We start from the raw sequence: 18,311 nt of genomic DNA, 5'->3' as shown, positions 1-18,311 counted from the left end.
AAGTCGATGAAAACGCTTGATGAGAAAGCGTTTTCATTGTATAGTTCAGATGTCAGACTTCCTTTAGAAAACGAAGCGGAGGAACATCCAATGATTCCACAAGACCGAGTGAACGAACTTGTCCAAAAGGCGATCGCGGCCCGTACGCGCGCATATACGCCTTATTCAAAATTCAATGTCGGCGCCGTCGTCATCGATGAGACGGGGAAAGAGATTTCCGGTTGTAACGTCGAGAACGCCTCATACGGTTTGTCGATGTGTGCTGAACGGACGGCCATCTTTAAGGCCGTGTCAGAAGGCAGCAAGACGATTGAGACGGTCGTCGTCGTCGGTGACACAGACGGGCCGATCTCGCCGTGCGGTGCTTGCCGTCAAGTCATCGCCGAGTTCGCGAGTGACGACTTCACGTTGATTTTGGCGAATATGGCGGGAGACACGAAAGTGATGACGAAAGAAGAGATGCTTCCATACGGCTTCTCGCCGAAAGATTTAACGTAAAAGGATGCGGCCGAGCCGCATCCTTTTACGTTAGTTATATTTTTTCTCGCTAACCGAGTCGTCTTTTGAGTGGCGCTTACGCTTCTCGTCTTTCACTTCTTGATTCAATTCTTCGACTGGAATCGGGTCGACCGTCTCCATCCCTTCCTCGTCGAAGATGCTGTCCTTGTCTGTATCGACGGCGTCCGGATTGTCGAAGCGACGCTTAGATGGCTGGTTTTCTTTTTTCATTCGTTTCGCCTCCTTGTCTCTCTGTTATTCCACTTTCCGATTTCGTGTAAACGCTTCACGAAATGGTTTCGATTTAAAACAATGGTGGAATTATCCGTACATAGTGACTAAGGAGGGGTAGCATGGATAAAAAAGTGTTAATGGGTATCGTCCTCGGCGTCGCCGGGGCCGCGCTCGTGGCGCCGAAAGTGGCGGCACTGCTGACGCAAGACCGCGAGGATGACACGTGGAGCAAGATGGACCGGATGGAGAGTGTCGATTCGGATAAGGACGAGGCCGAGGCGGGACTCACCCAGCTCGACTCGAACCACCGGGCCGAATGGCAAGCGAACGGCTTCCCGCAGACCCACGCCGAGCGTGAGCGGCTCATGAACGAATCGGAAGAAACGTTCAAAGGCCAAGACATATAAAAAAGGCAGCCGCGGCTGCCTTTCAGATTGAAGACAAAGTCACGTTTCAGGCGAACTGAAACGTGACTTTTTCGTTGACTGGTTCTCTACCTTTCATAAGTCTACTTTTTTCATAACCGCCGTAAAATATATATTTCCCTAGTTCCAATTTAAGACGCATGTCTTTTCCCTTTAACGATTTTTCCAGGGGTTTCGTTCCATGATTGAGTATGTTAATTTGGCAACTGTTAGGAGGTTGGACATATGAAGAATTCAGCTAAAGAGTGGATTTACATTTTGTTGCTCGCCGCAGTAACATTTATGTATTTCTTTGTCGATGGAATGACCAATACAACAAAGACTATAGTCACCATTGCAGTATTTATAGCTGTTGTTGGACTTAAGTTTGCAGTCAAAACTACTAAGGAGGACTGAGATCATGCCCAAAAAGTCAAAACTTTTATCTCTTGTAATGTCGATAGTACTCCTGTTTTCAGTAGCTTTCATCCCAATGGGTGTAGCTAGTGCTGAGGAAGAATTAAGTGAGGAGGATTTGGAATTAATTGAATTATTGACTGCAATCGAGAACATGCCTGATGAGATAATCTTGCAGGGTGAAGATGCTATTAAGGCTCATCTCGAGAGCGAAGTCAGCTTCCATCTTGAATTAAATGAGAATGGAGAATCAGTTGTGTTCCGGGCAGCAAGTGTCTCGTCGATTGCTGGTTGTGTAGGAGCAGTGGGCACTGCACTCGTGCTTAACTTCACACCCGCTAAAATCCTTAAAATCAAATCTGCACTTAAATCGGTCGGAGGAGCAACTAAGTTCGTAAAAGCCGTCAAACCGTATTACCAAATGTCGCGAGAGGATAAGCTAAGTAAGACAGCATCACTCAATCAAGCCGTCCGACTAGCTGCCAAAGATGCTGGTCCAGATACGAGAGAGGCTTTATTAGACCTTTTCGGGGTATCATCAGTGGTCGGATCATGTGCAACAGCTTTCGGTAATTAAAGTAAAAAGACCTCAACCACTGTTGACGGCCACACAAATGAGGGCGCTCTGCCCGCCATCTTCTTGAGATTGAGGGCAGCAAAGGTAAGCATCGTCTGCATTGAAACTTTTTCAAGTCCCCGGTAACGGGTCCAACGCATGTCATGCTTCTCTTTTGCGTCCGCGAACACGCGCTCGTCTGGCGTGACCATCTCCAATCGTGTTCGATTGGTTTCCGATTCTGTTGATTTCCTGATCGTCCGATTCGCCCCCATGACGGGTTCTCTACCTCTCATTATAAAAAAGGGACGAGGGTACGAAAAGAGGGATGGATGCGTGGACCGACCAAGGGCACGGCGAGACTTCTAGGGGAATAGCAAGCAAAGGGAGACCCAGCAGCATTAAGCGATGCGGCTCCCTGCTTGCCCCCAGAAAAGCGAGCTGTGCCCGGTCGGACAAATAAAAAAACTGCAGACAATGTTTTGTCTACAGTCCGATAGTCAGCCGCAGCTGCCTTTTTATATGTCGAATTCGTCATCCGGTAGCAGTGGCAGGCCAAGTGTGACCGTCGTGCCTTGACCGACTTCGGAAGCGAAATGGATCGAGCCTCCGTGACGTTCCATGATGTGTTTGGCGATGGCGAGTCCGAGACCGGTGCCACCGTCTTCGCGGGTCCGGGACTTGTTGACGCGATAGAATCGTTCCGTCAACTTGTCGAGATCTTCCCGCGGGATGCCGCGGCCTTCATCACGAATCTCGGTGATGGCATATCCTTCCTCAGAAAACGTCTTCACATGGATGGCTTTGCCGGCCTCCGTATACCGTAGCGCATTATCGAGCAAGTTCCCGACGACTTGTTCGAGGCGATCGTGGTCTCCGAGGATGATGAGGTCAAAGTCGAGATCCGTCTCGATGGCGACGCCTTTCGCCTGTGCAATCGGTTCGAAGCGATACAATACGTCTTCAAGCACTTGCGAGTAGACGACCGGCTCTTTCGTCATCGGGTACGAGTCGCGTTCAAGTTGGGCGAGGTCGAGTAAATCGTTGACGAGCCGTTGCAAGCGTTCCGTCTCGTTCTCGATGATGTCGTAATATTGTGCTTTCGTCTTCTCATCGAGCGATGGGTCTTGAAGCATCTCCGTGTAACCGCGGATGTAAGACAGCGGGGTCCGGAGCTCATGGCTGACGTTCGCCAAAAACTCTTTTCGCTGCTCTTCGACGAGCCCGAGCGATTCGGCCATCCGGTTGAGCGTCTCGGCCAGTTCACCGATCTCGTCATCATAGTAGATGGGGATGCGGTGCGAAAAGTCGCCTTTGGCATATACTTGTGAGGCGCGTTTCATCTGGATGAGTGGTTGAATGATGGTGTCGATGATTTGCGTCCCGAAGATGAGCAGATTGACGACCATGAGGAGGAGTAAAAACGTAATCATGAGCCGAATCGGTTGGAACGGCTCACTGATTTTACTCAGCTCCATATAAAGGATGAGCGCGTTGTCGAGCTCTCCGTTACGAATGAGCGGGAAGGCCGACATGAGGATATCGACGTCCTCGGTCGGATGCTTGCGTGTGACCGAGATGGCGTAGCCGTCCTGGAGTCGGGCTAGGTCTTGTTCGCGCAAAAACGTCTTGCCTGAGCCGAGCCCGTCCTCTTTGACGGAAGATAAGAACACTTTCGTCTCCGTCAATTCGTTCGTGTAGGTCATGCTGTCAGAGAACGCGTCAGAGAACCCGTCTGCCTTGTAGATGGTGACGAGCTTCTCTCCGCGGTTGATGAGTAGTTCTTCTTGCGTCTGGATGTAGAACTTGTCGTACAAGTAAAACGTCATGATGATGAACACGAACGCGGAGAAGAGGCTGGCCGTCCAAATGGTGATCCAAATCCGCTTCCGGATCGTGTATTGCTTCATACGTTCGCCTCGAACTTATAGCCGATCCCCCAGACCGTTTGAATGTAGCCGCCGGCTTCGCCGAGCTTCAGGCGGAGCGTTTTAATGTGTGTGTCGACCGTGCGAAGGTTCCCGTGATACTCGGTTCCCCAAATTTGGTCGAGCAGCTGTTCGCGAGAGAAGACTTTCTCTTCGTTCGTGATGAACAAGTAGAGGAGGTCGAACTCTTTACGGGTCAAGTTGACGGTCTTTCCTTTCACGCTGACCGCACGTCCTTCGATATCAATCGATAACACGCCGACATCGAACGTCGCTTCTTGTTCTTTTGAGAAGTTGTGTGTCCGGCGAAGCGTCGCTTCAATCCGGGCGAGCAGTTCCCGTGGGCTGAACGGCTTTGTGATGTAGTCGTCTGCCCCAATCTTCAATCCGTGAATGCGGTCGAGTTCCTCGGAACGGGCCGTGAGCATGATGATCGGCACGTTCGAGAACTCACGGATACGCATGCACGCCGTTAGCCCGTCAAGTTCAGGCATCATCACATCGAGTAAGACGAGGTGGAACGACTGTGCTTTCAACAGCTCGATCGCTTCGAGCCCGTTCGTCGCCGTGACGGTCTTGTATCCTTCCTTCTCTAAGTTCGAGACGAGCAAATCCCGCATTTGTTCTTCATCATCAGTCACTAAAATTCGAAACGTTGGTTCTGACATGGTCCATTCTCCTTTACAAAACAGTTAACGGGGCGTGTGAGAAATCCCTCATACTTCTATCATACCTATCTCTTCGAATTAGAACAGAAATATTCATCGCCGTAAAGTTGTCCTCATGCAATCCACACAAAAACGCCACAAAAAAGCCAATTCTTTGTCAGAATTGGCTTAAGCTTCGAGTTGCGCCTCGTAGGCAATCTCGAATTCTGGGGCATGGAGCGAGTGCAAGTAAAGCTGGAAGCTCGACTTTGACACTTCATATAGTACGTACTCGACGTCCCCTTGATTGATTTCAGCAAGCAGCTCCGAACGAATCTCATTGGCGCAAAACGCGTACGGCAACTTTTCGGCCGCGGCGATCGAGCGTTCATTCGATTTTCGGATTTTTAAAAACACACTTTCAATATCAAGCTCGAAGAACAATTCTGAGAAGAACGCTTCTTTCGCGACTTGATTGTAACCTTTCCCGTGATACGGTTTGCCAAGCCACGTACCGAGGAACCCGTAGCCGGATTCCACATCGAACAAGCTGATTGTCCCAATCGGGGTCCCGAACTCGTTCGTGATGGTGCGTGAGATGATGTTCCCTTGCTCTTCTAGCTCGATTACTTGCTTCGTGCTAAATAAAAACTCGTCAAAGTGGACCGTCTTTTGACGGACATACGGAAAGACATCTGGGTGTTGCATCAGTTCGAACAACTCCGCGCAGTCGGTGAGCTCACGAAATTTGAGCACCTTTACATTCCTCCTCCTATTTCAGACCGCTGAAGAATAGTCGTAACGAAAGCATACTTCTGGCTTCGCTGTTCGAACCGCCTTGGTTGCTTTTTTGAAGTTACAAGATAATTTTATATAGATTTTTTAAAAAAGCAAGTAAATTATGCGTAAAAACGCTTGTCAACAACCCACCACTTAACGAACTGACGGTCCGTCTGAAGTGCGGGCTTGCGTCCATCGAGGACTCGACGGCGCCCCTACCCTCGTAGGGTGCGGTTACGCTCGTTCCTGCCCGGTAGTGCGGACGGCGCTCGTGCGCCTCCTACCTTCGTATGGCGGAACATCGGGACGGTTGACCTCGCCCCTGCCACGGGAGTCATGCTCCCGTGGCACCTGCACCGATGTGGTCGATGCCTTTCCGATGCAGGTTTCTCGCGCGTACCTTCTCTGTGGCGGCACGGATGCCGGTCAGGTCCTCCAACACGAACAGCGTGCCCCTCGGATGCCGGTCGACGAGTGCCTTCGTGACTTGATGGTTCATATCGGTCGCATAACGGTTTTCTCTCGAGCCGAGCTGTCTCAGCCGCTTGCGGGCCGATGGGGTCTGCCGTCGTTGCAGCTGTTTGCGGGTGGCTTTGGACGTGCCTCGCTTGTGCTTCACCGTTCTTCCGTCGTAGAAGGCGGTCTCGCCCTGGCTATCGTACGTGACCGCCAGGAAGTTGATGCCGAGGTCCACGCCGACGACGTTGGTGACACGGGCGTCGGCGAGTTCAGGGAACGCCTTCGTCACGGGGATGTGCAGGAACCATTTCTCGTGTTTGTGCACCAGTTTGGCCGTGCCGAACCGCCACGTCCCGTTGAAGTACCGCCTCATGCCCTTGCGCGCATAGTCCAGCTTGATCCGGCCGTCCAGCGTGTTCACGCTGAACCAGTCCCGGGTGAGCGAGTAGTCCCGGTTCCAGACGAGGTCGTACTCGGGACGCTTGAACTCGATACGGGACCATGCGTGCCCGTTCGACCTCGCCGACTTGTACCGGGCGACCACCGTCTTCATGACCGACTGGGCCATCTGGCTCTTCAGGCCGAAGCGTCTCCTGATCTCGGCATAGTGCGAGTCGTTGAGGCTCACCGGGTTCAGGTCCCTCGTCTCGAAGACGTGTCCCGACAGCCAGTCACAGGCCGATCGGTACGCGTCCATCGTCGCCCTCAGAGTAGCGGCTTGAGAGGCTGGGCTGTAGATTTGTATTTTTGCTGTGATTGTAGACATGGTATTCACCACCTTTCGCTACATAAACGATACCCGTTTTTTTAGCGGAAAATGAATTGACTTAACTAATAGAAGGGAGGAGGCAAGGTAGGAGTTTATAAGCGGTTATCATGCACATGTTTAGCATTATTGTGTCCCATACCGAAAATGATGGAAATTCCTCCCCCACTAATCGTCGGGCTGTGCCCGGGACATGATTGAAGTAGGGGTATCCTTGCTGCTTAAAGATGAAAATTAGTCCATCTCATGATGCGTTTTCGCGCGTTCTGTCGCATACACAATTTGACCGTTCACAATCGTCATAATCGGCTTCGACATGTAGTCGAGCGGGAAGTGGCTCCAGAGCACAAGGTCGGCATCTTTCCCGACTTCGAGCGAGCCGATTCGGTCGTCGACACCGAGCGATTCGGCCGGGTGAATCGTGATGGCGCGTAGCGCGACATCGACCGGCAGCCCTTCACGTGCGGCGAGTCCGGCACAAAGGTTCAAGTATTGGACCGGTGTATACGGGTGGTCGGTCGTGATCGAGACGACCATGCCGTGCTCGTGTAGGATCCGGTACGTCTCCCACGTCTTGTTTTGAAGCTCGATTTTTGATTTGCGCGTGAACGTCGGCCCCACGGTGACGTGCTTCACCCCAAGCTCACGCAACTTTTCGGCGACGAGATGACCTTCCGTGCAATGTTCGATGCGGTAGTCGAGGTCGAACTCTTCGGCGAAACGGACGACCGATAAAATATCATCGGCGCGATGGGCGTGGACTCGAACCGGCATCTTTCGGTCAAGGGCGAGCTGGATCATCTGGCTGCCGAACGTGCCAATCGTCTTCGTCGAGTCGACGGTCCGGAACGCCTCGCGCAGAAGCCCCATAATCCCCATCCTCGTCAAATCACCTGTCTTGCCCATGCTGTGGATGCGCTTCGGGTTTTCGCCGAGCGCCATCTTGAGCCCGGCATACCGCCTGAGAATCATATCTTCGATGAAGCGACCGTGTGTTTTGATGACGCTTGTCACGCCGCCGATGACGTTCATGCTACCGGGCATGACTTGGACGGCCGTGACACCGGCCCGAAGTGCTTCTTCAAACCCTTCGTCGAGCGGATAGACACCGTCGATGGCCCGGGCATGCGGCGTCATCGCTTCGACCGTCTCGTTCGCATCGTTCCCGACCGAGCCGGTTCCTTCGTCATAGAGTCCGAGGTGCGTATGGGCATCGATAAAACCGGGGAATAAGAAGTTTCCCTCGGCCTCGATGACCGTCTCATCTTCGAGCGGGTCGAGAAGATCGGCCATTTCGACAATCTTGCCGTCTTTGACGCGCAAGTCCCCGTAGAAGTGGGGAGCGGTGATCGGGTAAATATGGGCGTTACGAATCAATAAGTTACTCACGTATTGTATATCCTCCTCAAGTTAAATGTAGCAGTTGTTTCAGTGCGGGCTCCAATGTCTCATAACGGAACTTGAACCCATGGTTGAGCGCTTTCGTCGGGACGACTTTCGCGCCTTCTAAGACGATGACGCTTTTCTCACCGAGCGCGAGTTTCATGAGCGGTGCCGGTGCGGGAATCCAGTGCGGACGATGCATGACGCGGGCGATGGTTCGTCCGAACTCATCCATCGTGACTGGCGTCGGGGCTGTTCCGTTGACGGGACCGGCGATGGCCGGGGTCTCGATGACATGGACAAATAGACGAACGAGGTCGTCGAGGTGAACCCACGGGACCCACTGTTTTCCGGAACCGATTTTTCCGCCGACGCCAAACGTGTACGGTAACTTCATGAGCGGGAACGCGCCGCCGTCATTTGATAGGACGACACCTGTCCGCATAAATGCGAGCCGGATTCCCATCTCTTCGATTGGGGCGGCTTCTTTTTCCCAAAGCACGCATACGTTCCCTAAGAAGTTTGTCCGTTCCGGGAGCGGTGTGGACTCGGAGTACGTGATCGAGCGGTCTTCACCATATATTCCGATGGCCGAGCCGCTGATGACGACACTCGGTTTTTGCTTCATATTTTTAATGATGCGCACAAGCTCTTTCGTTCCGTCGAGTCGACTTTGTAGGATGGCTTGTTTTTGTTTATGGGTCCAACGCCCGTCGTTGATCGAGGCGCCGGCCAAATGGATGAAGGCGTCGACGTCTTGGAGCGCTGTTTCCGGCTGGCTGTCCGGTGTCATCCATTCCACGAAGGAGATGCCTCCTTGCCGCGGCCGCGGATTGCGTGTTAGGACGACGACTTGATGGCCGGCCTCAGCAAGGGCGCGGACGAGCGGACGACCGATCAATCCGGTCCCACCGGTAATTGCAATTTTCATGAGTCTCCCTCCAGTATATTGAAGCGATTTCAAAACGGGTATGAGTTCCATAAAGAAAGTGGGTCGTTCGTATTGTGAATACCCTTTCTTCTAACTTATCAAAAATCCTCCTTAAGCGGGGAACGTGATATGTTAGAACTAGGAAAAGGAGGGTTTTTGTGAAAATCGCCAAGTTTACGACGCAACAGAAAAACAAAGACCGGTTGAACGTCTTCGTCGAGAAAGACGGCAAAGAAGAGTTTGCCTTTGCGATCGATGTCGATGTGTTCATTAAATATGGATTGACGAGAGGGATGGAGCTTGAAGATGACTTCGTCCGTGACGTACTCGAAGCCGAAGAGGAGCAAAAGGCTTACAAAGCGGCCGTCAACTATTTGTCGTACCGAATGCGTGCCGTTTCAGAGGTGCATGACTATTTGATGAAGAAAGAAGTAAGCGAACCGGTCATTAAACGCGTTACGGACCGTTTGATCGAACAGCGTTACTTGAACGATGCCGAGTTCGCCAAAGCTTACACCCAGACAAAGTTCAATACGAGCCCGAGCGGACCCGTCAAAATCAAACGAGAACTCGCTCAGCTTCAAATCGCTCCGGATCTTATCGAAGACGTCATCGCCGCCATCTCGCACGAAGACCAGCTTGAAAAGGCCGGAAAGTTCGTAAATCGGAAACAAATGGAAACAAATCGCCGTTCCGCCACAGAAGTGCAACAAAGAATTCAACAAACCCTGATGCAAAGGGGATTTTCGTTTGATATCATTTCAGAGGCGATTCTCACGTTTTGGGAGAACGAGGATGAGGACGTTGAACTTTCAGCTTGTCTGACACAGGCTGAGAAACTGAATCGAAAGTTTAGCGGGTACGCCCCATATGAGCGGAAACAACGGATGAAGATGCAGCTTCGTCGCAAAGGTTTTCCGTATGAGGTGATCGAGAGGGCGTTAGAGAGGCTCGCTGAACAAGAGTCATAATGGGAGATGCGTTTACGGTAGGGGAAAAATCTGAAAAGGTGGGTCTACATTGACGATTTTTGAATGGATTACAGCACTGATGCCGATTGTGGCAGTGCTCATCTTATTGGTCATTATGCGTTTACCGGCGTCGGTTGCGATGCCACTATCTCTCGTCTTGACGGCTGGACTTGCGTTCTTCGTTTGGCAGCTCGACGCGACGCGGATCATGGCGGCGACGCTACAAGGACTTGTCATCGCCGTTACGACAGTCTGGATTGTCTACGGTGCGATTGGAATGATGAATACGATGAAAGAGGGCGGCGGTATGAACGCGATCCGTTCCGGCTTCATCAACATTACGCCCGATCCCCGGATTCAAGTGCTCATCGTCGGTTGGTTGTTCGTCTCATTCATCGAAGGCGCATCTGGTTTCGGTACACCGGCCACGGTTGCGGCTCCGCTTCTGATCGCGTTAGGTTTTTCGCCGATTGCGGCCGTCGTCATTGCCTTGTCGGCTGACGTTTCGGCCGTCACGTTCGGTGCGGTCGGGACACCGGCCTTAATCGGGATTGGGAACGGGCTGTCACTTGACGTCAACCAACCCGAGACGATTGAGTTTTTGACAACCGTCGTCTTGCAGACGGTGCTCATCGATATGTTCGTTGGTCTTTTTATCCCATTCATTTTAATCTTGATGCTGACGCGATTCTTCAGTAAAGAAAAATCGATTAAGCCGGCGCTCGAAGTATTCCCGATCGCGATCGTCGCGGCGCTCGTCTATAGCATCCCGGCCTACATCTGGACACTCATCCTCGGATTCGAGTTCGGGGGTATGCTTGGTGCACTGACGGGTCTCATCATTCTCGTCACGATGGCACGCAAAGGCATCCTCATGCCGAAACGGTTATGGACGTTCGACGGTTATGCCGATGAAATCGATCAACCGCTCGAGAAGCCGTCCGTCGGCAAAGGCAAACGCGAGCTTCCGCAATGGAAAGCGTGGGCGCCTTACTTGATTTTAACGATTTTCCTCGTGTTGACGCGGACCGTGCCGTTCTTGAACGAACTGACGCGTAGCGTCCGCATCGATTTGCCGAACATTTTGAGTATCGAAGGCATCTCGACATCGTGGGAACCGTTCTATTCACCAGGCTTCATGTTCATCTTGACGATGATTGCGACGTTCTTCCTCCATAACATGAGTTGGTCGCAAGTGACCTCGGTGTTTAAAGCGACGACGCTCGGTGTCGTCGGGACGGCGATCACGCTTGCTGCTTCAGTACCGATGGTTCGGATTTTCATTCATTCGGAAAACGGTGGGGCAGGTCTCGCTTCAATGCCGGTCGAACTCGCAACGGCTGCGGCCGACACGTTCGGTGGCGTCTGGCCGCTCGTCGCGCCGTGGATTGGGGCACTCGGGTCGTTCGTATCCGGGTCGGCTACGTTCTCGAACATGATGTTCTCGAGTTTAACGACGAATGTCGCCGAGTCGGTTGGAGTCAACGAGACACTTGCCTTGTCGATGCAGATGGCGGGGGCGAACGCCGGTAACATGATTTGCGTCTTGAACGTCGTCGCAGTCGCCTCGGTGGCAGGGCTCCTCGGAAAAGAAGGAACGATTATCCGCTATACGCTCATGCCAATGATTTATTACGTGACAGCGACCGGTCTTGTCGGTTTGATGCTCGCTGCATTCTTCTTGTAAAAAGTTACAAATTATTTACGGCAATAATATTGACAATTTTCTGAACAGTCTGCTAAGGTTTTAGTAGATTTTCAAACTAGGAACAGAGAGGAGCCAGCATGATGAAGTACATCCCAACACTACAACGCACACACACAACATCATATGGCTACTCGTATTTGACTGCATAATTTGGCAGCTGGATAGGGGTAGTGTCCTTTCCCTGACCATGCAAAAGACTGAAGACTCAGAAGCGTACTTCATCCGATTGGTTGCACAATCAGGTGACGTGCGCTTTTTTGCGTGCGCGGAAAGGACGAAAGGGGGAATCAGTCATGAAACTGATTAAACAATTGGATTGGTTTATTAAAAGACAAAAGCGGACGTATATTTTCGCCATTATCTTGTTGATTATCACCGGGGTCGTCGACATGTTGCCACCGTGGATTATCGGTCAGGCGATCGATGCGATTCGGGAAGGGAGTTTGACGACAGAGCGGCTCATCCTCATCGTCGGGTCGCTCCTCGGGATCATGGTCTTGTCGTACGTCATGTCGTACTTGTGGATCGCCCGCTTGTTCGGGACGGCCTTCCTGCTAGAGAAAAAATTGCGGGGCCGCTTCTTCGGGCATTTGCTTCGGCAGACGCCGCGATTTTATCAGCAGCATCGCACGGGTGACTTGATGGCGCTCGCGACGAACGATTTGAAAGCGGTCGAACGAACGGCCGGGTTCGGCGTCATGACGCTCGTCGATTCGTTCAACATGACGCTCATCGCGCTCACCATCATGGGCGTGTTCATCGATTGGAAACTGACGCTCGCGGCACTGTTGCCGATGCCGATTCTCGCCTGGTCGATGAACAAGCTCGGGCGCCAAATCCATGCACGCTTCACGGCGGCGCAAGATTCGTTCGGGGTCATGAACGACCAAGTCGTCGAATCGATTTCAGGGCTTCGTGTCGTCCGCTCATTCGTCCAAGAAGAGGCGGATACGAAGAAGTTCGACACGATCACCGACGACGTCATGGCGAAAAATATGCACGTCGCCAAAATCGACGTCTTGTTCGAGCCGGTCATCAAACTACTCGTCGGACTGAGCTACTTGATTGGCCTGTCGTTCGGGACGTATCTCGTCTTCACGAACGACATCACGCTCGGTCAACTCGTCTCGTTCAACATTTATCTCGGGATGCTCATCTGGCCGATGTATGCGTTCGGAGAATTGATTAACGTCGTTCAACGCGGAACGGCGAGCTTAGAGCGGATTGAAGCGACGATGAACGAACGGCCAGACGTCGAGTCGACGGGGACGACGGATGTCGCCGTTCCTGAGAAGATCACGTTCAAATCGCTCACGTTCACGTACCCGGGGTCAAACCGTGCGTCGCTTGAAGACATCGTGCTCCACGTGTCACGCGGAGAGACGATTGGGATTGTCGGACCGACGGGGGCAGGGAAGACGACGCTCTTGCGTCAACTGCTCCGGGAATACCCGATTGATGACGCACTGCTCGTCAACGGCATCCCCATCTCAGACATCAAGCTCGAACAAGTCCGAGGCTGGAGCGGCTACGTGTCGCAAGAACACTTGCTGTTCTCGAAGACGGTCCGCGACAACATCTTGTTCGGGGCGGCCGATGCGACCGAGGACGACCTTCAAACGGCCATTCGCCTTGCGGCGTTCGATACCGATATCAATCATTTAGAGAACGGACTCGATACGGTCGTCGGTGAGCAAGGGGTCATGCTGTCGGGTGGACAGAAACAACGTCTCTCGATTGCCCGAGCCTTGCTCAAAGACCCTGAGATTCTATTACTCGACGACTCGCTCTCTGCAGTCGATGCGAAAACGGAATCACGAATCATCGACTCGGTCCGGACGAGCCGGTCGGAACAGACGACGTTCATCGTCGCCCACCGCCTATCGGCCGTGGCCCATGCCGACCAGATTCTCGTCTTACAAGACGGCCGCGTCACGGAACGCGGTACGCACGACCAACTGATGGAACGACACGGTTGGTATTATGAACAATACGTTCGACAAGGGGAGACGGAGTAATCCGGGAAAGGGGGAATCTCTCATGATCGATCAACACGAATTAGATCCAGTTCGCAGGAAAAAGACGATTCGCTCACTCGTCGGCTATGCCAAACAAGTGAAGCGTTCGATTTTCCTAGGTCTGTTGTTACTCTTTTTAGCGGTCGGCGCAGAACTTGCCGGTCCGTATATCGCAAAAATCATCATTGACGACCATATCGTCGCCATCGAGCGCGATTGGGTACAAGTCGAATCAGGGGGTAGCGTCTCGTTTGCCGGGAACGTCTACGAGAAAGAATCAAGACTCGATGGGGAGACGGTCGTCCGGCCGGTCTCGATCGTCCAGACGACAGATGGCTACTATCTCGTGCCGGATGCCGTCATGAGCGGGGGCGTCCGCGAAGTAGAGAACGACGTCCTCACCATCACGCGAAGCGATGAGGCCGCCACTTACGAAAACATCGTGCCGCTCTCATCGACGGACGTGTTCCAATTTTATGAGACAGATCTCCGGGCCGTCCTCTTCTTATCCGGACTTTATGTCATCTTGCTTTTGATTGCGGCAGGGTTGAACTGGGGACAACAGATGCTCCTCCAACGTTCGGCCCACCAAATCGTCAAGACGATGCGGCTCGATGTCATGCGGCACTTACAGACGATTCCTGTGCGTTACTTTGACCAGACACCAATCGGGAAAATCGTCAGCCGGGTCACGAACGACACCGAGACGATTCGCGACCTTTATTTAGGCGTCCTTGCCCGTGTATTCCAAAGCGTCGTCATGATGATTGGTGTCTTGATCGCCATGTTCTTCTTAGACGTCCGACTCGGTCTCGTCTCGCTCATCATCATCCCGGTCGTCATCGTCTGGATCAAGTTGTTCCAACGTCTGTCGACACGGAACAACTTCCGGGTGCGGGCACTCGTCGCCGATATGAACGCCCAATTGAATGAAAGCATTCAAACGATGCCAATCATTCAATCGTATGTGAAAGAAGACCTCGTCTATGACGAGTTCAACGAGAAGAACAGTGACAATTTCCAGACGCGTCGGAAGTTGCTCAAGCTCGACGCGCTCATGTCGCACAACTTGGTCAACTTTTTCCGCAATATGGCGCTTGCCTTGCTCATCTGGGTCGTTGGGGCGCAGACGCTCGGTACGGGCAGCGTGCTCACGCTCGGGATTCTGTACGCGTATATCGATTACGTCTCACGGATTTTCGAACCGGTGACGCAAATCATGAACCAACTGTCGCCACTCCAGCAGGCGCTCGTCTCGGCAGACCGGATGTTCCAGTTGCTCGATGAGAAAGGGGAAGACGTGTCGTCAGAACGCATCCCACGCTTTAAAGGCGAAGTCGTCTTCGATGACGTTTCGTTCAGTTATGAGGCCGGAAAACCGGTGCTCCAACACATCGACATCCACGCCGCACCTGGAGAAACGGTGGCGCTCGTCGGGCATACCGGAAGTGGCAAGAGCTCGATCATGAACCTGCTCATGCGCTTCTATGATCCGTCACATGGGGCGCTCAACATCGATGGGATGGACGTGACAAAACTGCCGACACAAGCGGTCCGTGACCATCTCGGCATCGTCCTCCAGGACCCGTTCCTGTTCACGGGGTCGATTAAGACGAACGTGACGCTCGGCGACGAGACGATTTCCGATGAGCGCGTCTGGCGGGCGCTCACGGCGGTCGGAGCCGACCGCTTCGTCAAGCAGTTGCCGAACGGACTAGAGGAACCGGTCATCGAACGTGGCGCATCGCTTTCGAGCGGTGAACGACAACTGATCAGCTTCGCGCGCGCGCTCGTCTTCGACCCGGCCATCCTCGTCCTAGACGAGGCGACAGCGAGTGTCGATTCAGAGACAGAGGCGCTCATCCAAGAGGCGCTTAAGACGCTGACGAAAGGGCGGACGACGTTTGTCATCGCCCACCGCCTGTCGACGATTCGAGAAGCCGACCAAATCCTCGTCCTCGACCATGGTCACATCATCGAACGCGGGAACCATCAATCGCTCATCGCAGACGGCGGTGTCTACGCCCGCATGCATGAGCTACAAAGTAAACAACAAGCCATCAGTTAAGGAGGCAATATGGAGATTATCGGAAAGCACAACCGCGCCAAAGTATTCAATGAACGTATGGATGATATGACGCGTGCGCAACTGCAGACGCTCGTCGATCAACCGTTCACAGAAGGCGCGACGATTCGCATCATGCCGGACATGCACGCCGGTAAAGGTTCGGTCGTCGGCACGACGATGACGATTCACGATAAGATTGTGCCGAATTTGGTCGGCGTCGACCTCGGATGCGGCATGCTCTGTACCGAGATCAAGGCGAAACGAATCGATTTTCAAAAACTCGATGACGTCATTCGTCAAGCGGTGCCGAGCGGGATGAACATTCGGGAAGAAGCCCATGCTTATGCCGCGAAGCTTCCGTTAGAAGACGTCCGGGCCCCGTTCAAACTCGACCGTGCCTTACGCTCGGTCGGGACGCTCGGGTCGGGCAATCACTTTATTGAAGTAAATGAGAACAACGGGCGGACATATCTCGTCATCCATTCGGGGTCACGCCATCTCGGTGTACAAATTGCCGATCATTATCAAAGTCGCGCAATCGAACACATGATGAAGACGACGGATGTGATGGAAGCGATTGAACAGTTGAAAGCTACCGGACGTGAGCATGAAATTTCAACGTATCTCGAGACAGAGCGTGAGACGCGGAAACAATTCCGCGACCTCGCCTACGTCGAAGGTGACGCGATGCAAGATTATATGCACGACGTGCGGATCGCGCAACAGTATGCCGCGATGAACCGCCTTGCCATGACCGATGTCATCGTCGAGGCGATGAACTGGAGCGTCCTTGACCAATTCGACACGGTGCATAACTATATCGACCATGACGATCGGATCCTTCGAAAAGGGGCGATTTCGGCGAAAGACGGGGAACGGGTCATCATCCCGATGAACATGCGGGATGGCTCGCTCATCTGTACCGGGAAAGGGAATCCCGACTGGAACTTCTCCGGACCGCACGGAGCCGGACGCATCATGTCACGCTCGGCTGCGCGGAAGCGTGTCGACTTCAATGAGTTCAAACGAGCGATGTCCGGCGTCTGGTCGACGTCGGTCCGGCCGTCAACGATTGACGAGTCACCGTTCGTTTATAAATCGATGAAGGAAATCGTTCGCTATATCGAACCGGCCGTCACCATCGACCAAGTCATTAAACCGCTCTACAACTTCAAGGCGAACTGAACGATCTGTTCAGTTTCGCCTTTTTCTTTTCTATCGAAAATCTGATACGCTACAAGTGAGGTGAACGAAATGGAAAAACGATTGAGTGACTTATCGAAATACGAATTGGAGCAAGAGATTCAAGCGCTCCACGAACGGAAGCGGAAAGCGGAGCAGATGGGGATGGTAAGTGAGATTGAAGTCGTCTTGCGCCGCATCGCCATCGCCGAGAGCTATTTGATTGACCCGTCGTCGTTCAAACCGGGAGAGACGTATATCGTCAACTACAATGAACGTCCGTTCCGCTTGAAGTTCGTCAACGGCGTCATGGGGTGGGGGACGTTCGAAGGCGAAATGATGGAGCGTGCGATTCCGCTCTCTGAACTGTCGGAGGTGAAGGCATGAACCGGTCCGAGCAATATGAACGGTTGGCCGAAATCTTGAAGGCGAAAAACGATGTGTTGAGCGAGCTCGAAGCGCTGACGTGGGTCGAAGTGCTGTGGGAGGATTTTGAAACGACGCTTGCCCGAGCCGGAGAACCGTATCCGGGGGAGGCGAAATCGTTTCAGTAAGTCGTCCAACAGATTGATGCGTATGGCCCGCAACTACATCTATTCCAAACGAAAAACGAGAAGTTCAAACACTTGATGTCAAAACGAGATCTTCACTAAAATCACGCCAAATTGGCGTGATTTTTTACTTGCAAACGTGTTACAGTTGGTTATAATAAAAGGCGCTATTTGTTTGCTTGATAGTTAAGTATTTATAAACTTTCTTTAGTTGGAATCATCTTTCACTAAACTTACCGCAAAGTCGAAAGGAGGAACGCGACTTGGAAGTCGGTCAAAAATTGAAGCGCCTCCGCGTTAAAAACGGATTGACGCAAGAAGAGTTGGCGGAACGCACCGATTTGAGCAAAGGGTACATCTCGCAAATTGAGCGGGACTTGAGTTCGCCCTCGCTTGAGACACTCTTTGACTTATTGGAAGTGCTAGGTTGTTCACCGAAAGAGTTTTTCGATGAAGAGATTTTTCAAAAAGTCGTTTACACTGAGGACGACCGGACCGTCTATGCCGACGAGGAACGAAAATACCGGACCGAGTGGCTGATCCCGGAATCGAATGAGAAAGAGATGGAGCCCATTTTACTGACGTTCGCCCGACACGGTGAGTTCAAGCGTTACGAGCCTTCGCGCTCGGAGACGTTCGTTTATGTGTTATCGGGACGCGTCGCTTTGAAGCTTGGGAACCATACGTATTTTGCCAAAGCGGGTGAAACACTTTACTATGTCGCGTCGGACTCGCACCAACTCGTCAACGATTACGAGGACGTGACCGAATGTCTCGTTGTCGCGACACATTCATATTTATGAACAGGGA

At 52.5% G+C, this 18,311-nt stretch carries 20 protein-coding genes; 12 read left to right on the top strand and 8 right to left on the bottom strand.

Features of this window, described 5'->3' with window-relative positions:
* Positions 1-6: 6 nt before the first annotated feature.
* Complete coding sequence (gene cdd / locus KB235_RS13520) at positions 7-498, top strand: cytidine deaminase (protein ID WP_338032648.1); 492 nt, start codon at positions 7-9, stop codon at positions 496-498.
* Positions 499-528: 30 nt separating this feature from the next.
* Here the strand turns inward: cdd and KB235_RS13515 are convergent, their stop codons facing one another.
* Positions 529-729 (bottom strand): hypothetical protein, encoded by a 201-nt coding sequence (locus tag KB235_RS13515; RefSeq protein WP_034815739.1) that lies wholly within the window; start codon positions 727-729, stop codon positions 529-531.
* Between the two features lie 122 nt (positions 730-851).
* Between KB235_RS13515 and KB235_RS13510 the strand changes: the two genes are divergently transcribed.
* From KB235_RS13510 to KB235_RS13500, 3 genes are all read left to right on the top strand, one after another.
* Complete coding sequence (locus KB235_RS13510; protein WP_034805344.1) at positions 852-1,139, top strand: hypothetical protein; 288 nt, start codon at positions 852-854, stop codon at positions 1,137-1,139.
* 243 nt (positions 1,140-1,382) lie between these two features.
* Entirely contained in the window at positions 1,383-1,553 is a 171-nt protein-coding gene (locus KB235_RS13505; RefSeq protein WP_156028785.1) for a hypothetical protein, read from the top strand.
* Between the two features lie 4 nt (positions 1,554-1,557).
* Positions 1,558-2,130, top strand: a complete 573-nt coding sequence (locus KB235_RS13500) for a hypothetical protein (protein ID WP_211779898.1) — start codon at positions 1,558-1,560, stop codon at positions 2,128-2,130.
* Here KB235_RS13500 and KB235_RS13495 read toward each other — a convergent pair.
* The 7 genes from KB235_RS13495 to KB235_RS13465 all read right to left on the bottom strand — a co-directional run bounded on the left by KB235_RS13495 (position 2,127) and on the right by KB235_RS13465 (position 9,003).
* Positions 2,127-2,384, bottom strand: a complete 258-nt coding sequence (locus KB235_RS13495) for a transposase (protein WP_034805347.1) — start codon at positions 2,382-2,384, stop codon at positions 2,127-2,129. The genes KB235_RS13500 and KB235_RS13495 overlap by 4 nt on opposite strands.
* Before the next feature lie 243 nt (positions 2,385-2,627).
* Positions 2,628-4,019, bottom strand: coding sequence for a sensor histidine kinase (locus tag KB235_RS13490; protein ID WP_211779897.1), 1,392 nt, complete (start codon positions 4,017-4,019; stop codon positions 2,628-2,630).
* On the bottom strand, positions 4,016-4,705 hold the full coding sequence (locus KB235_RS13485; protein WP_211779896.1) for a response regulator transcription factor: 690 nt from the start codon (positions 4,703-4,705) through the stop codon (positions 4,016-4,018). Before KB235_RS13485 ends, KB235_RS13490 begins: the two co-directional genes overlap by 4 nt.
* Before the next feature lie 168 nt (positions 4,706-4,873).
* Entirely contained in the window at positions 4,874-5,440 is a 567-nt protein-coding gene (locus tag KB235_RS13480; RefSeq protein ID WP_034815731.1) for a GNAT family N-acetyltransferase, read from the bottom strand.
* Between the two features lie 358 nt (positions 5,441-5,798).
* The gene (locus tag KB235_RS13475) at positions 5,799-6,689 is read right to left on the bottom strand and encodes an RNA-guided endonuclease TnpB family protein (RefSeq protein WP_211779895.1); all 891 of its coding nucleotides are present in this window, start codon (positions 6,687-6,689) and stop codon (positions 5,799-5,801) included.
* Between the two features lie 234 nt (positions 6,690-6,923).
* A complete protein-coding gene (locus KB235_RS13470; RefSeq protein WP_211779894.1) occupies positions 6,924-8,078 on the bottom strand; it encodes an amidohydrolase in 1,155 nt (384 codons plus the stop codon).
* Between the two features lie 16 nt (positions 8,079-8,094).
* Positions 8,095-9,003, bottom strand: a complete 909-nt coding sequence (locus tag KB235_RS13465) for a TIGR01777 family oxidoreductase (RefSeq protein ID WP_034805353.1) — start codon at positions 9,001-9,003, stop codon at positions 8,095-8,097.
* Positions 9,004-9,161: 158 nt separating this feature from the next.
* Between KB235_RS13465 and KB235_RS13460 the strand changes: the two genes are divergently transcribed.
* The 8 genes from KB235_RS13460 to KB235_RS13425 all read left to right on the top strand — a co-directional run bounded on the left by KB235_RS13460 (position 9,162) and on the right by KB235_RS13425 (position 18,304).
* Positions 9,162-9,974 (top strand): RecX family transcriptional regulator, encoded by an 813-nt coding sequence (locus KB235_RS13460; protein WP_211779893.1) that lies wholly within the window; start codon positions 9,162-9,164, stop codon positions 9,972-9,974.
* Positions 9,975-10,023: 49 nt separating this feature from the next.
* Positions 10,024-11,661 (top strand): L-lactate permease, encoded by a 1,638-nt coding sequence (locus KB235_RS13455; protein WP_211779892.1) that lies wholly within the window; start codon positions 10,024-10,026, stop codon positions 11,659-11,661.
* Positions 11,662-11,975: 314 nt separating this feature from the next.
* Positions 11,976-13,700 (top strand): ABC transporter ATP-binding protein, encoded by a 1,725-nt coding sequence (locus KB235_RS13450; RefSeq protein ID WP_211779891.1) that lies wholly within the window; start codon positions 11,976-11,978, stop codon positions 13,698-13,700.
* Positions 13,701-13,722: 22 nt separating this feature from the next.
* Positions 13,723-15,768, top strand: coding sequence for an ABC transporter ATP-binding protein (locus KB235_RS13445; protein WP_211779890.1), 2,046 nt, complete (start codon positions 13,723-13,725; stop codon positions 15,766-15,768).
* Positions 15,769-15,777: 9 nt separating this feature from the next.
* Entirely contained in the window at positions 15,778-16,953 is a 1,176-nt protein-coding gene (locus tag KB235_RS13440; RefSeq protein WP_034815723.1) for an RtcB family protein, read from the top strand.
* A 69-nt stretch (positions 16,954-17,022) separates the two neighbouring features.
* Positions 17,023-17,337: a YfhH family protein gene (locus tag KB235_RS13435; protein ID WP_034805360.1), complete on the top strand. Its 315-nt coding sequence runs from the start codon at positions 17,023-17,025 to the stop codon at positions 17,335-17,337.
* Complete coding sequence (locus tag KB235_RS13430; RefSeq protein ID WP_211779889.1) at positions 17,334-17,504, top strand: YfhJ family protein; 171 nt, start codon at positions 17,334-17,336, stop codon at positions 17,502-17,504. Before KB235_RS13435 ends, KB235_RS13430 begins: the two co-directional genes overlap by 4 nt.
* 260 nt (positions 17,505-17,764) lie before the next feature.
* Complete coding sequence (locus KB235_RS13425) at positions 17,765-18,304, top strand: helix-turn-helix domain-containing protein (protein WP_034805364.1); 540 nt, start codon at positions 17,765-17,767, stop codon at positions 18,302-18,304.
* Positions 18,305-18,311 lie beyond the last annotated feature (7 nt).

Origin of the sequence: Exiguobacterium alkaliphilum, assembly GCF_018138125.1 — a bacterium.
GTDB classification, from domain to species: Bacteria; Bacillota; Bacilli; order Exiguobacteriales; family Exiguobacteriaceae; genus Exiguobacterium; species Exiguobacterium alkaliphilum.
This window is presented reverse-complemented; position numbering and strand designations above follow the sequence as displayed.

What these genes read in the sequence shown, in the direction of transcription:
- cdd (WP_338032648.1), top strand. Translation starts at nt 7, where the DNA reads ATGAAAACGCTTGATGAGAAAGCGTTTTCATTGTATAGTTCAGATGTC.
- KB235_RS13515 (WP_034815739.1), bottom strand. Translation starts at nt 729, where the DNA reads ATGAAAAAAGAAAACCAGCCATCTAAGCGTCGCTTCGACAATCCGGAC.
- KB235_RS13510 (WP_034805344.1), top strand. Translation starts at nt 852, where the DNA reads ATGGATAAAAAAGTGTTAATGGGTATCGTCCTCGGCGTCGCCGGGGCC.
- KB235_RS13505 (WP_156028785.1), top strand. Translation starts at nt 1,383, where the DNA reads ATGAAGAATTCAGCTAAAGAGTGGATTTACATTTTGTTGCTCGCCGCA.
- KB235_RS13500 (WP_211779898.1), top strand. Translation starts at nt 1,558, where the DNA reads ATGCCCAAAAAGTCAAAACTTTTATCTCTTGTAATGTCGATAGTACTC.
- KB235_RS13495 (WP_034805347.1), bottom strand. Translation starts at nt 2,384, where the DNA reads ATGGGGGCGAATCGGACGATCAGGAAATCAACAGAATCGGAAACCAAT.
- KB235_RS13490 (WP_211779897.1), bottom strand. Translation starts at nt 4,019, where the DNA reads ATGAAGCAATACACGATCCGGAAGCGGATTTGGATCACCATTTGGACG.
- KB235_RS13485 (WP_211779896.1), bottom strand. Translation starts at nt 4,705, where the DNA reads ATGTCAGAACCAACGTTTCGAATTTTAGTGACTGATGATGAAGAACAA.
- KB235_RS13475 (WP_211779895.1), bottom strand. Translation starts at nt 6,689, where the DNA reads ATGTCTACAATCACAGCAAAAATACAAATCTACAGCCCAGCCTCTCAA.
- KB235_RS13465 (WP_034805353.1), bottom strand. Translation starts at nt 9,003, where the DNA reads ATGAAAATTGCAATTACCGGTGGGACCGGATTGATCGGTCGTCCGCTC.
- KB235_RS13450 (WP_211779891.1), top strand. Translation starts at nt 11,976, where the DNA reads ATGAAACTGATTAAACAATTGGATTGGTTTATTAAAAGACAAAAGCGG.
- KB235_RS13445 (WP_211779890.1), top strand. Translation starts at nt 13,723, where the DNA reads ATGATCGATCAACACGAATTAGATCCAGTTCGCAGGAAAAAGACGATT.
- KB235_RS13440 (WP_034815723.1), top strand. Translation starts at nt 15,778, where the DNA reads ATGGAGATTATCGGAAAGCACAACCGCGCCAAAGTATTCAATGAACGT.
- KB235_RS13435 (WP_034805360.1), top strand. Translation starts at nt 17,023, where the DNA reads ATGGAAAAACGATTGAGTGACTTATCGAAATACGAATTGGAGCAAGAG.
- KB235_RS13430 (WP_211779889.1), top strand. Translation starts at nt 17,334, where the DNA reads ATGAACCGGTCCGAGCAATATGAACGGTTGGCCGAAATCTTGAAGGCG.